This window comes from Streptomyces cyaneus (assembly GCF_004028635.1).
GTDB lineage: Bacteria > Actinomycetota > Actinomycetes > Streptomycetales > Streptomycetaceae > Streptomyces > Streptomyces cyaneus.
Map to the genome: position 1 here is coordinate 274055 of NZ_RQJW01000012.1, position 13391 is coordinate 287445.

A 13391-nucleotide genomic window follows, 5' to 3' on the forward strand; every position below is an offset into this window, starting at 1 on the left:
CGGTCAGCCTGATGGTCCTCCGAAGATGCCTCCGTTGCCGTTGGCATTGCCGTTGCTGTTGCCGTCCGTCTCTGTTGCCGTCGGAGTCGGTGTCGAGGTCACGCCCCCGTCCGTACCGCCGTTGCCCGAGCCTCCGACGTCATTGCACTGGAAGCCGAAGCACGTCTCGGTCGGCGTCGGCGACGGCGACGTCAGCGACTCGGAGGGCGACGGCGACGGGCTCGGGCTCTCCTCGACAGTCTCGGTGGGCGTCGGCACCACTGTCGGCGTCGGGGTGTCGTTGATGATCTCACCGATGGGCTCGGCCTCCGGGAAGGGCTCCGGGATGCCGTAACTCTTCATCGCCTCGACCATGTAGTCCTTCCAGACCTGAGCCGGGATGTCACCACCGTGGATGGACGGCACGCCACCGGTGCCGTTCATGGACAGCAGCTTGCCCTTGCCGGGGTCCGTCCGGAACAGGGTCACGGCCGTGGACAGTTCCCTGGTGTACCCGACGAACCACGCCGACTTGTTCTCGTCGGTCGTACCCGTCTTGCCGGCCACCGGGAACCCGATGTCCGCGACCTTCTTACCGGTGCCGTTCTGGACCACGTTCTCCAGGACGTCCGTCACGTTGTTCGCGATGTTGGCGTCCATGGCGGTCTGCTTCGTCGGCCGCTGGAACTGCTTGAGCTCTTCGCCGTCCTTGAGAACCTTGGTGACCGAGTACGGCTCGTAGTGCGCACCCTCGTTGGCGAAGCTCCCGTACGCGTCGGCCATGCGGATGGCGCTGGGGGTCGACGTACCGAGCGAGAAGGACACGTTCCTGATGTTGGCCTTGTCGAAGAAGCCCGACGAAATGCCCATGTCGTTCGCGAGCTTCTGGGTGTTGGGGAGACCCACATCGATGCCCAGCTGCGCGAACGGGCTGTTGATCGACTGCTCCATGGCCTTCTTGAGCGTCACCATGCCCCAGGCCTTGGTGCCTTCGTTCTTCTGCCGGAACGGCTTTCCGTTGTTACCCATGATCGGGTCGCCGTTCTGGTCCTTGATCACGAGAAGGTCGTTGCCGTTGTACTTGGCCAACGGCGAAAGCGGCTCTCCGTCGGTCTCGTACGTCCCGTACTTCATCGCGGCGGCCAGCACGATGGGCTTCCAGGTCGAGCCGACCGGCACACCCAGCGTGTTGGCGTTGTTGGAGTAGTGCCCCTTGTCGTAGCCCTCGCCGCCGTACAAGGCGACAATCGCTCCGGACTTGGGGTCGACCGACGCCCCGCCGAACTGGACGTACTTGTCTTTCTCGCGCTTCTTGGGTTCGAGGAAGCTCTTCCGCGTCTTCTCGACGGCCGCCGCCAGCTCGTTGACTTTCTTCTTGTTGAAGGTCGTGTAGATGCGGTAGCCACCCTTGTCCAAGTCCTCGGGGGACAGACCCGTCTTCTTGGCGACGTACTCCTTGGCGATGTCGATGAGATAGCCGCTCTGCCCGGACAGGTTCGAGCTCTGCCTCTTGAACTTGGGGAAGTCGCCGACCTTGGCGCGGTCCGCCGCCGGCATGCGCCCCACTTCGACCATGCGGTCCAGGATCCACGACCAGCGTTCCTTGGCCCGCTCGGTGTTGGCCTCCGCCGTGGCACCCGCCCCCACGCCACCGTCGGGGTTGTAGAAGTTCGGGCCCTTCAGCACAGCGGCGAGGAAGGCGCACTGCGAGGTGGTGAGGTCCTTGGCGTCCACGCCGAAGTACGCCTGGGCCGCCGCCTGGATGCCGTAGGCGTTACGGCCGTAGTAGGCGGTGTTGAGGTAGCCCGCGAGGATGTCGTCCTTGGTCATCTGCTGGCCGACCTTGATGGAGATGAACAGCTCCTTGAACTTACGGGAGACCGTCTGTTCCTGGCTCAGGTAGGTGTTCTTCACGAACTGCTGGGTGATGGTCGAACCACCCTGCGTCTCGCCGCCCCTCGCCATGTTGAGCAGGGCCCGCCCGATACCCGCCGGGTCGATGCCGTTGTCCTCGTAGAAGGACGCGTTCTCGGCGGAGACCACCGCGTCCTTCATGTCCTTGGGGATCTCCGCGTTGCTCACGAGCTGGCGGTTCGTCTGACCGCCGGTCGACGCCATCTGCGTGTCATCGGACCAATAGAAGACGTTGTTCTGAGCCAGGGCCGTGTCCTGGGGATTCGGGATACCCACCATGGCGTACCCGATGCCCGCGGCAGCGAGCAGACCGCCCATGAACGCGAGGAACGTCCCCGTGACGAGCCTCCACGACGGCACCCAGCGCGCCGCACCGTACTTGCCCGCGCGCGGATAGTCGATGAACCGCTTCCTGGCAGGCGGAGCCGAGCGCCCTCTGCCACGCCCGGGACCATCCGGGCCACCGGGAGCGGCGCGGCGGCCACCCCGGCCCGGTTCGGCCGCTCTGCGGCGGCCGCCTCCACTTCTCTGGGCCGCGCGCCGTGCCTCGGCACGGCCGCCGTACGGCCGTTCCTCGCCTCCCGACCCGCTGGAACCCGACCCGTACGAGTCGGAAGGAGATCCGGTGGCGCCTCGCGGTGCCGCTCGGCGGCCGGGAGACGAGCCGGCCTGGCCGCGGCGGGCCGCGGCACGTCCGCCTCCCTGCGGCTGCGGCGGTTTGCGACGGTGCTCGCTCATCGAACGACTACTCCTCGGGCAGGCGCACCCCTGCGCGCCTGGCAACGGCGGCTGATTTCCGGTCCCCCCGAAGTACGGATGTGGTCGGTTCCGCATTCACCCGTACTGCACCAAGGACGAGGACGCCCTCAGGTGTCACTCGGTTCCCGGTGGTGTGCATGGCGCACAGACTACGCACCGCCAAAGTCCACCTAGCCCCGAACTTCACCCCAAATCAGGCAACTCGCTCCACATGAATCGTTGATGTGATCCCGTTCACCGTTCCCCCACTTGTCCCGCCCGGAAGGCCGTTCTATCGTCGTGATGTATCGAGTCGATACATCAGCGCGAGATATGACGAGGAGGCGAGGGGATGAGCCGACGTTCCGGGATCCTTGAGTTCGCCGTACTCGGACTACTCCGCGAGTCCCCGATGCACGGCTATGAGCTGCGCAAACGACTCAATACGTCACTGGGCGTGTTCCGCGCGTTCAGCTACGGCACGCTCTATCCCTGCCTCAAGACGCTGGTCGCCAACGGCTGGTTGATCGAGGAACCCGGGAACACCGTCGAGGACGCCCTCGCCGCACCACTCGCAGGGCGCCGCGCCAAGATCGTCTACCGGTTGACGGCGGAAGGTAAGGAGCACTTCGAGGAACTGCTCTCGCAGACCGGCCCCGACGCGTACGAGGACGAGCACTTCGCTGCCCGATTTGCCTTCTTTGGACGCACACCGCAGGACGTACGCATGCGCGTACTGGAGGGCCGTCGCAGCCGGCTGGAGGAGCGCCTGGAGAAGATGCGCGCCTCCCTGGCACGCACGCGGGAGCGCCTCGACGACTACACGCTTGAGCTCCAGCGCCACGGGATGGAGTCCGTGGAGCGCGAAGTGCGCTGGCTGAACGAGCTCATCGAGAGCGAGCGGGCCGGGCGGGACCTGAAGGGTTCCGCTTCCGGGGGGCCCGCTCAGCAGGACACCACATCTGGAGAGCCGGGCGATCTGCCCCGTCCCGGGGGCGCCCCCGGGACGGATTCGCCCGGCGACACCGCCACGTGAGAGCCCAGTCAGGGCCTCACTCGTACACACAGGGAGCAACCGGAATGGGTTCGGTTCGCGTAGCCGTCGTCGGCGTGGGCAACTGCGCCGCGTCGCTGGTTCAGGGAGTCGAGTACTACAAGGACGCCGACCCGGCGTCCAAGGTCCCCGGCCTGATGCACGTGCAGTTCGGCGACTACCACGTCCGTGACGTCGAGTTCGTCGCCGCCTTCGATGTCGACGCGAAGAAGGTCGGCCTCGACCTCGCGGACGCCATCGGCGCCAGCGAGAACAACACCATCAAGATCTGCGACGTGCCGCGCACCGGCGTGACCGTCCAGCGCGGCCACACCCTCGACGGCCTCGGCAAGTACTACCGCGAGACCATCGAGGAGTCCGCCGAGGCCCCGGTCGACGTCGTCCAGGTCCTCAAGGACAAGCAGGTCGACGTCCTCGTCTGCTACCTGCCCGTGGGCTCCGAGGACGCGGCGAAGTTCTACGCCCAGTGCGCCATCGACGCCAAGGTCGCTTTCGTCAACGCCCTGCCGGTCTTCATCGCCGGTACGAAGGAGTGGGCGGACAAGTTCACCGCGGCGGGCGTCCCGATCGTCGGCGACGACATCAAGTCCCAGGTCGGCGCCACCATCACGCACCGCGTCATGGCGAAGCTGTTCGAGGACCGCGGCGTCGTCCTGGACCGCACGATGCAGCTGAACGTCGGCGGCAACATGGACTTCAAGAACATGCTCGAGCGTGACCGCCTGGAGTCCAAGAAGATCTCCAAGACGCAGGCCGTCACCTCCCAGATCCCCGACCGGGAGCTCGGCGAGAAGAACGTCCACATCGGCCCGTCCGACTACGTCGCCTGGCTCGACGACCGCAAGTGGGCCTACGTCCGCCTCGAGGGCCGCGCCTTCGGTGACGTCCCGCTGAACCTGGAGTACAAGCTCGAGGTCTGGGACTCCCCGAACTCCGCCGGCGTCATCATCGACGCCCTGCGCGCCGCGAAGATCGCCAAGGACCGCGGCATCGGCGGCCCGATCCTGTCGGCGTCGAGCTACTTCATGAAGTCCCCGCCGGTCCAGTACTTCGACGACGAGGCCCGCTTGAACGTCGAGAAGTTCATCAAGGGTGAGGTCGAGCGCTAAGCAGACGGCGCCGCACTAATACGCTCCTGCCAGAGCTGCTGAGGGTCCCCGGGTTGCACCGCCCGGGGACCCTCCCCATATGTGAGGCTGTGCCCCATGTCCGTCGTACGCGACCTGCGGGTCCTGCTGCGCTTCGGGAACTTCCGGCGCCTGCTCGTCGTACGCCTGCTCTCACAGGGCGCCGACGGCGTCTACCAGACCGCGCTCGCCACGTACGTCGTCTTCTCCCCGGAGAAGCAGACCTCGGCCGCCGCGATCGCCTCCGCGATGGCGGTACTGCTCCTGCCGTACTCCCTGGTGGGCCCCTTCTCCGGCGTCCTGCTGGACCGCTGGCGCCGCCGCCAGGTTCTTCTGTACGGCAGCCTGCTGCGCACCGTACTGGCCACGGTGACAGCCGTCTTGATCATCACTGATGTCCCGGACTGGCTCTTCTATGTCTCCGCTCTGTGCGTCACCGCCGTCAACCGCTTCGTCCTGTCCGGCCTGTCCGCCGCGCTGCCACGCGTGGTCGACGACGAGCGTCTGGTGATCGCCAACTCCCTTTCCCCGACCGCCGGAACGCTCGCCGCGAGCGTGGGTGCCGGCCTTGCCTTCGTCGTACGGCTGGTGGCCTGGGACTCCGATGCCGCCGTGGTGCTCCTGGGAGCTGCCCTGTATCTGTGCGCGGGTCTGGCGTCACTGCGCATGTCACGGGAACTGCTGGGTCCTGACCGAGAGTTGGTGCAACCCCGCCTCGCGGCGGCGATCTCCGGCACCGCGCACGACCTGGCGGCAGGGGTACGCCATCTCGCCACGCCGCCGCGGAGGGAAGCCGTCTGGGCACTGCTCACGATGACCCTGATGCGCTTCTGCTACGGCGCCCTGCTGGTCACGCTGCTGATGCTCTGCCGGTACGCCTTCTCCTCGAACGCCGATGACGGACTCGCCCTGTTGGGGCTGGCGTTGGCGATCTCTGCCGCCGGATTCTTCGCGGCGGCAGTGGCGACCCCCTGGGCTGCGGGCCGGCTGGGCTCCGGCCTCTGGATCGCCGTGTGCGCGGGGGCCGCCGCAGTCCTGGTGCCCGCGCTCGGCCTCCCCTTCGCCACAACTCCCATGCTGGTGGCGGCATTCGTCCTGGGCCTGACGACGCAGGGGGCGAAGATCGCGACGGACACGATCGTGCAGGCCTCGGTCGAGGACGGCTTCCGCGGCCGGATCTTCTCCGTCTACGACGTGCTGTTCAACGTCGCCTTCGTCGGTGCGGCCGGAGTGGCCGCCCTGATACTGCCGCCTGACGGCCGCTCAACGCCGCTCCTCGTCACAGTCGCCGTTATCTACGCGGCAGTTGCTGGGGCTATGGCCCGCTTTGAGCGCCAGTCCGTGTCACATCAATGACACAGAGCCACTCCCGGCCCCTCGGGTGTCAGTGGGGACCGATAACTTACGTGCGTCTTATTTCCGCGCTCAGTTCGCGCCACGCACCCAAGTTCTAGGGGGACCCCCAAGTGACAACTCCGCCGCCCCAGGGCAACCCGTTCGCCCAGGGCCAGAACCCGTACGCCCAGGGCCAGCAGCCCCAGGGCCAGGCCCCGTACCCGCCCCAGGGCGGCTACCCGCAGCAGCCGGGCCAGCCCGGGTTCCCCCAGCAGGGCGCGGCGCCGTACGCGCCGGTTGCGCCGCAGCGACCGAAGCGTGGCATCAAGCAGTACCTGCGCATAGGCGTCATCGTCGCCGGCCTCATCTTTGCGGCCGTCGGCTGGTACATCGGCAACGACGACACCAAGCAGCTGGCAGTCGGCGACTGCCTGACCAACAAGGGGAGCGACACTTCCCCTCAGATCGAGCAGCTGGATTGCAGCGACTCCAAGGCCGACTACAAGGTCCTCAAGAAGGACGGCGGCACCAGCCTGTCCCAGCTCGCCTGCCAGTCGGTCACGGGAACGACCGCCGCCATCGAGTGGACGGAAGGCAGCGACTCGTTCGTCCTTTGCCTGGGGGACAACAAGTAACGCTTGAACATGCCGAGGGGCGGTGTTTCACGTGAAACACCGCCCCTCTACGCATCCCGGGGTCATGTTTCACGTGAAACATGACCCCGTTTCACAGCCTCAGCCTTGCTCGGCCCACCACTCCTTCAGCGCCGCAACCGCCTCGTCGTGCACCATCGGCCCGTTCTCCAGCCGCAACTCCAGCATGTGCTTGTACGCGCGACCAACGGCCGGCCCAGGCCCGACCCCGAGGATCTCCATGATCTGGTTGCCGTCGAGGTCGGGTCGGATGGCGTCCAGTTCCTCCTGCTCCTGGAGTTGAGCGATCCGCTCCTCCAGGCCGTCATAAGCACGAGACAGCGCGGCCGCCTTGCGCTTGTTCCGCGTGGTGCAGTCGGAGCGGGTCAGCTTGTGGAGGCGGTCCAGGAGCGGACCGGCGTCACGGACATAGCGACGGACAGCGGAGTCCGTCCACTCTCCGGTGCCGTAGCCGTGGAAGCGCAGGTGGAGTTCGACCAGACGTGAGACGTCCTTCACCAGCTCGTTGGAGTACTTGAGCGCCAGCATGCGCTTCTTCGTCATCTTCGCGCCGACCACCTCATGGTGGTGGAACGAGACCCGGCCGTCCTTCTCGAAGCGGCGCGTGCGGGGCTTGCCGATGTCGTGCAGCAGCGCGGCCAGCCGGAGGGTCAGGTCGGCGCCGTTCTCTTCCAGCGCCATCGCCTGCTCCAGGACGATCAGCGTGTGCTCGTAGACGTCCTTGTGCCGATGGTGCTCGTCGCTCTCCAGCCGCAGCGCCGGCAGCTCGGGCAGCACATGATCCGCGAGCCCGGTATCGACCAGCAGGGTCAGCCCCTTGCGGGGGTGCGCGGACAGGATCAGCTTGTTCAGCTCGTCCCGCACCCGCTCCGCCGAGACGATCTCGATGCGGCCCGACATCTCCTTCATGGCAGTAACGACCTCAGGAGCCACCTCGAAGTCGAGCTGGGCCGCGAAGCGCGCCGCCCGCATCATGCGCAGCGGGTCGTCCGAGAAGGACGCCTCCGGCGTCCCCGGGGTCCGCAGCACCCGCGCCGCGAGGTCCTCCAGCCCGCCGTGCGGATCGATGAACTCCTTCTCCGGCAGGGCGACGGCCATCGCGTTCACCGTGAAGTCGCGCCGGACGAGGTCCTCCTCGATGGAGTCGCCGTACGACACCTCGGGCTTGCGCGAGGTCCGGTCGTAAGCCTCCGACCGGTAGGTCGTCACCTCGATCTGGTAGCCCCTCTTCTGCGCCCCCACGGTGCCGAAGGCGATCCCGACCTCCCACACCGCGTCGGCCCACGGGCGGACGATCTTCAGTACGTCCTCGGGGCGGGCGTCGGTCGTGAAGTCCAGGTCGTTGCCGAGCCGGCCGAGCAGCGCGTCCCGGACCGACCCGCCGACCAGGGCGAGTGAGAACCCGGCCTCCTGGAAACGGCGGGCGAGGTCGTCGGCGACAGGCGCGACCCGCAGCAGTTCGCTCACGGCGCGGTGCTGCACCTGGCTCAGGACACTGGGCTTGTCTTCGTTGGCGTTCGGCACAACAGAAGAGGGTACGTGGCCCGGCCGACCGCGAGCGCCTCCATTAAACGTGCACACCGCGTGCACGGATACCTGCGTCAAAAGGTGCACGAGGACTGCCTTGCGACGTACAGAAGCGCTCCTCTTTATTCCTGTACATACAGGACAGGCCGACTGCGCGGCCCGATCTTGTGGAGCACACCGCGGCACTTCCCCTCGGCGCGCATCGTTACCATGCGTGGACGCACATTCCGACGACCACTGACGACGACGAGGGACGGGCGAGCGCGTGGCCGAGGCGGCAGACTTCCAGGGGATGAGTCCCTCACCTGCCCGCCGGTGGCTGCGGCGCACCGGAGCACTGTTCGCCGGGGCGCCTCTGCTGGCCGGCCTCCTCCAGCTGCCCGCCGCCGCGCCCACGTACGCCGTCGGGCAGGACTCCCTGAAGGCCGCCTCCGGCTCGGGCACGGTGGCCGTCGCTGTGGATTCCCTCACTCCCTCCGTCCCCAGTGACGGCGACACTCTGACGGTGTCCGGCACGGTGACCAACGAGGGCAAGCAGGCCGTCACCGACGCACAGGTGGACCTGCGCCTGGGGCCCGCCCTGAACACGCGCTCGGACGTCGACGCGGTCGCCGGTCGCACCGGCTACCAGGAGGGCCTCGACGGGGCTCCGGTGGGCGGCAAGTACGTCAAGGAGTTCTCCAAGCTCACCCCGGGCGTCTCCCAGCGCTTCAGCATCTCCGTGCCGGTCGACGATCTCGACCTCAAGGGAGACGGGGTCTACGAGTTCGCCGTCTCTCTCTCCGGTGAGACATCCGCGCAGCCCTGGGATCACGTACTCGGCATCGAGCGGACGTTCCTGCCGTGGCAGCCCGAAGGGACCGACACGAAGACCCGCACGACGGTGCTGTGGCCGCTCATCTCCACCGCACATATGACGGCGCAGACGGGGTCGAACGAGTCGCAGACGCCGGTCTTCCGCGACGACGACCTCGCCAAGGAGATCTCCCCCGGCGGCCGTCTGCAGCAGCTCGTGTCGCTGGGCAGGGAGCTCGACGTCACCTGGGTGATCGACCCCGACCTGCTGGCCTCCGTGGACGCGATGACGGACAACTACCGCGTGCAGGGCGAGGGTGACACGACCACGGCGGGCACCCATCAGGCGGTCGCCAACCAGTGGCTGGCCGAACTGCAAGAGGCCGTGCAGGACAAGGAGGTCGTCGCCCTGCCCTTCGCCGACCCCGACCTGGCCTCACTCGCGCACAACGGCACGAACGTCACCGGCTCGCTGAACCACCTCAAGGAGGCCGCCGACGTCGCCGCCGACACGGTCGACTCCATCCTTCACGTGGAGCCGACCACCGACTTCGCCTGGCCTGTGAACGGCGCCGTCGACCCCTCCATCGTCAAGGTCGCCACCTCCGCGGGCGCGGACAAGGTGATCGCCCGCAGCGACAGCCTGGTGGAAACGGGCGGCCTGCCTTACACGCCCTCCGCGGCCCGCCCCATCGGCGGCGGCACGACGGCAGTCGTGGCGGACGCACGGATGTCGACGGTGTTCCAGGGCAACCTGACAAGGGCATCGAGCTCGACGCTCGCCGTGCAGAGGTTCCTGGCCCAGAGCCTCGCCCTCAACCACCAGTCGGACAAGCAGCGCAGCATCGTCGTCGCCCCGCAACGGATGCCGACGGCGAGCCAGGCCCAGGCGATGGCCGAGGCGGTGACGGCACTCCAGGACGGCACATGGTCCCAGTCCCAGGAGCTCACGGCCGCGGCCACGGCCAAGCCCGACTCCGGCGCCACCACGAACGTGCCTGCGGCGTCCAAGTACCCCTCCTCGCTGCGCAAGCAGGAGCTGCCGCGATCGGCCTACGAGCAGATCGCGACCACGCAGGACAAGCTCAACAAGTTCAAGGTGATCCTCAGCAAGGAGGCCCGCGTGGTCACGCCCTTCGGGCGGGCCATGAACCGCGAGATGTCCACGTCGTGGCGCGGCCGCTCCGGGGAGGCGGCGGACTATCGCAATGGCGTGGAGGCGTACATCGACTCCCTGGCCGGCCAGGTCACGCTGATCGACAAGTCGGAGACCAAGCTCTCCGGACGCAGCGCCACGATCCCTGTGACGGTGCAGAACAACCTGGTGCAGGGCGTCGAGCACCTCGTGCTCAGGCTCACCTCTAAGAGCCCGAGGCGCCTCGAAATCGATGGCGATCGCTTGTCCGAACAGCGCGTCGCGGTGTCCGGCGGGCACAGCCAGACGGTGAAGTTCCCCACGTCGGCTCAGGCCAACGGCCAAGCCACGGTGGTCGCCCAGCTGTTCACGGAGGACGGCCAGCCGTACGGCGCACCCGTCACCTTCGATGTGAAGGTCACCGAGTTCACGGCCACCGTGATGCTGGTCATCGGCGGCGGCTTCCTCCTTCTCGTCCTCGCCGGATTCCGGATGTACACGCAGCGCAAGCGCGCGGCCGCCCGTGACGCCGAGGAGAACAGCCCTACGGAGTCGAGCGAGGCCGACGGCGGCCCGGAGAACCAGGAAGGCCCTGAAGACCGTCTCACGACCGAGAACCTCCTCAAGGAGGAATCCGGCACCGGTACCCGGGCAGACGCCCCGGAGCAGCCGAGTGACCTGACACCGGACACCGCAACGGAAAGCGCCGACCCGTCCGGCACGGGTGAGAGAGTGGACCGTTGAGCGATGTCGTGGCCGGTGGGCCCGGGACGATGAGGTGGGGTAGCCATGAACGCGCCGTACGACGGTGACCGCGGCCAGGCCGCGGGCAGCTCGGGGCACCCCGAGGGCCCGCCGCCCGAGCACGGCCAGGTACCGCCGCAGCACCCCGCGGACATGTACCTCCAGGACGCCTACGACCAGGACCCCTACCTGGCCCAGGACCTCACCGCCCAGGACCCGGTCGCCGAGGCGCTGTACGACCGTGCCGCCCACCCGCCGCCCCCGCCGGGCACGTACCAGCCGCAGCAGCCGCTGTACGGCCAGCCGCCCCAGTCGCCGTACGCCCCCGACCCGCACGTGTGGGCCCAGACCCCGGCGCCCGAGCCGGAGGGCCCGAACCAGTACCTGCCGTACAGCGACGACCCCCGCACGACCCAGTACGTGGGCGTCGACGACCTCGTCACGCACTCCACCGAGCAGCGCCACGAGCACGACGCTTTCGCGCATCTCTTCCGCGACCAGCAGCAGGGCGGCGGGCACCATCCGCAGTACCAGCCGCCGACGGTCCCGGGGCCTTCCCCGGCACCGGCCGCAGGCCCCGCCACGGGCGCGTACGAGGCTCCAGCGCCACCTGCCGCGGCCGAGGCGCCTGCGCCGTCGCCCGGGCCTGCCCCGGCGTCTGCGTCAGCGCCAGCTGCGAAGAAGGGCGGGCGAGCCGGCGGGCTGCTGAAGTCCAGCGCTGTGATGGCGGCGGGCACGATGGTGTCCCGCCTCACCGGGTTCGTCCGGTCCGCGATGATCGTCTCGGCGCTGGGCCTTGGTCTGCTCGGCGAGTCTTTCCAGGTGGCCTACCAGCTGCCGACGATGATCTACATCCTGACAGTCGGCGGCGGACTCAACTCTGTGTTCGTGCCCCAGCTCGTTCGTTCCATGAAGGAAGACGAAGACGGCGGCGAGGCGTACGCCAACCGGCTGCTGACCCTCGTCATGGTGATTCTCGGCTTCCTCACCGTGCTCGCCATGTTCGCGGCGCCGCTCCTGGTCCGGGCGCTGTCGACGCCCCTGGCCAACGATCCCGCGGCCAATGAGACGGCCGTGACCTTCACCCGGTACTTCTTGCCTTCCATCTTCTTCATGGGCATCCACGTGGTGATGGGACAGATCCTCAACGCCCGCGGCCGCTTCGGCGCCATGATGTGGACGCCGGTCCTGAACAACATCGTCATCATCGTGACGCTGGGCGCCTTCCTCTGGGTGTACGGCACCGCCGAGCACTCCGGCATGAAGGTCACCAACATCCCGCCGGAGGGCGTCCAGCTCCTCGGCGTCGGGGTCCTCCTCGGCCTCGTCGTTCAGGCCCTCGCGATGATCCCGTACCTGCGCGAGACCGGTTTCAAGCCGCGGCTGCGCTTCGACTGGAAGGGCCACGGCCTCGGCAAGGCCGCGATGCTCGCCAAGTGGACGATCCTGTTCGTCCTCGCCAACCAGGCGGGTGCCCTCGTTGTTACCCAGCTGGCCACCGCTGCGATCACGGACTCCGGCGTCCCCGGCACCGGTTTCAGTGCCTACGCCAACGCCCAGCTCATTTGGGGTCTGCCACAGGCCATCATCACCGTCTCGTTGATGGCCGCCCTGTTGCCCCGTATCTCCCGCTCGGCGGCCGAGGACGACGCCGGCGCGGTTCGCGACGACATCTCCCAGGGCCTGCGCACCACGGCAGTCGCGATCGTGCCGCTCGCCTTCGGATTCGTCGCCCTCGGCGTCCCGATGTGCACGTTGATGTTCGGCTCCTCGGGCACCAGCGAGGCCACGAACATGGGCTTCATGCTGATGGCCTTCGGGCTCGGCCTGATCCCGTACTCCGTGCAGTACGTCGTCCTGCGTGCCTTCTACGCCTACGAGGACACCCGCACCCCCTTCTACAACACGGTCATCGTGGCGGCCGGCAACGCCATCGCTTCTGCCATCTGTTACGTCGTCCTTCCGCCCCGCTGGGCCGTGGTCGGCATGGCAGCCTCGTACGGCCTTGCCTATGCGATCGGCGTCGGCGTCGCCTGGAACCGGCTGCGCAAGAAGCTGGGCGGCGACCTGGACGGCGCTCGGGTGATGCGGACGTACGCGAGACTCGGCCTCGCCTCGGTGCCCGCGGCCATGCTGAGCGGTGCGGCCTGTTACGGGATCGCCCGGGTCCTCGGTCAGGGCGTCCTCGGCTCCTTCGCCGCCCTGCTGGCCGGCGGAGCCGTGCTGCTCGGGATCTTCTTCGTCGCCGCCCGCCGGATGCGCATCGAAGAGCTGAACTCACTGGTCGGCATGGTCCGCGGGCGCCTGGGTCGCTGAAGCTGGGGTACGCGCACAACCATCGTCCGCCACCGTGTGTCGTGCATAGCGGCGGACTGTGGGCACAATTGGTT

At 67.9% G+C, this 13391-nt stretch carries 8 protein-coding genes; 6 read left to right on the forward strand and 2 right to left on the reverse strand.

Annotated features, from left to right (window positions below; all coding sequences use genetic code 11):
• Positions 1–3: 3 nt before the first annotated feature.
• Entirely contained in the window at positions 4–2631 is a 2628-nt protein-coding gene (locus tag EHO50_RS36615) for a transglycosylase domain-containing protein (protein ID WP_128435531.1), read from the reverse strand.
• A gap of 352 nt (positions 2632–2983) precedes the next feature.
• Between EHO50_RS36615 and EHO50_RS36620 the strand changes: the two genes are divergently transcribed.
• From EHO50_RS36620 to EHO50_RS44315, 4 genes are all read left to right on the forward strand, one after another.
• Positions 2984–3667 carry a PadR family transcriptional regulator gene (locus EHO50_RS36620; protein WP_128435532.1) on the forward strand — a complete coding sequence of 228 codons (684 nt, stop codon included), beginning with the start codon at positions 2984–2986 and terminating at the stop codon, positions 3665–3667.
• Positions 3668–3711: 44 nt separating this feature from the next.
• On the forward strand, positions 3712–4794 hold the full coding sequence (locus tag EHO50_RS36625; RefSeq protein ID WP_128435533.1) for an inositol-3-phosphate synthase: 1083 nt from the start codon (positions 3712–3714) through the stop codon (positions 4792–4794).
• Positions 4795–4890: 96 nt separating this feature from the next.
• Complete coding sequence (locus tag EHO50_RS36630) at positions 4891–6168, forward strand: MFS transporter (protein WP_128435534.1); 1278 nt, start codon at positions 4891–4893, stop codon at positions 6166–6168.
• A gap of 110 nt (positions 6169–6278) precedes the next feature.
• Positions 6279–6782, forward strand: a complete 504-nt coding sequence (locus EHO50_RS44315; RefSeq protein WP_164905052.1) for an LppU/SCO3897 family protein — start codon at positions 6279–6281, stop codon at positions 6780–6782.
• Between the two features lie 99 nt (positions 6783–6881).
• On the opposite strand, the gene EHO50_RS36640 is transcribed toward EHO50_RS44315, so the two are convergent.
• A complete protein-coding gene (locus EHO50_RS36640; RefSeq protein ID WP_128435535.1) occupies positions 6882–8324 on the reverse strand; it encodes a CCA tRNA nucleotidyltransferase in 1443 nt (480 codons plus the stop codon).
• A 268-nt stretch (positions 8325–8592) separates the two neighbouring features.
• Here EHO50_RS36640 and EHO50_RS36645 point away from each other — a divergent pair, with 268 nt between their 5' ends.
• Positions 8593–11001, forward strand: a complete 2409-nt coding sequence (locus EHO50_RS36645) for a DUF6049 family protein (protein ID WP_128435536.1) — start codon at positions 8593–8595, stop codon at positions 10999–11001.
• Between the two features lie 45 nt (positions 11002–11046).
• The gene (gene murJ, locus EHO50_RS36650; protein ID WP_128435537.1) at positions 11047–13317 is read left to right on the forward strand and encodes a murein biosynthesis integral membrane protein MurJ; all 2271 of its coding nucleotides are present in this window, start codon (positions 11047–11049) and stop codon (positions 13315–13317) included.
• The last annotated feature ends 74 nt before the right edge of the window (positions 13318–13391 follow it).

Excerpts from the sequence above, each read along its gene's own strand:
- EHO50_RS36615 (WP_128435531.1), bottom strand. The coding sequence starts at position 2,631 with ATGAGCGAGCACCGTCGCAAACCGCCGCAGCCGCAGGGAGGCGGACGT.
- EHO50_RS36625 (WP_128435533.1), top strand. The coding sequence starts at position 3,712 with ATGGGTTCGGTTCGCGTAGCCGTCGTCGGCGTGGGCAACTGCGCCGCG.
- murJ (WP_128435537.1), top strand. The coding sequence starts at position 11,047 with ATGAACGCGCCGTACGACGGTGACCGCGGCCAGGCCGCGGGCAGCTCG.
- EHO50_RS36630 (WP_128435534.1), top strand. The coding sequence starts at position 4,891 with ATGTCCGTCGTACGCGACCTGCGGGTCCTGCTGCGCTTCGGGAACTTC.
- EHO50_RS36620 (WP_128435532.1), top strand. The coding sequence starts at position 2,984 with ATGAGCCGACGTTCCGGGATCCTTGAGTTCGCCGTACTCGGACTACTC.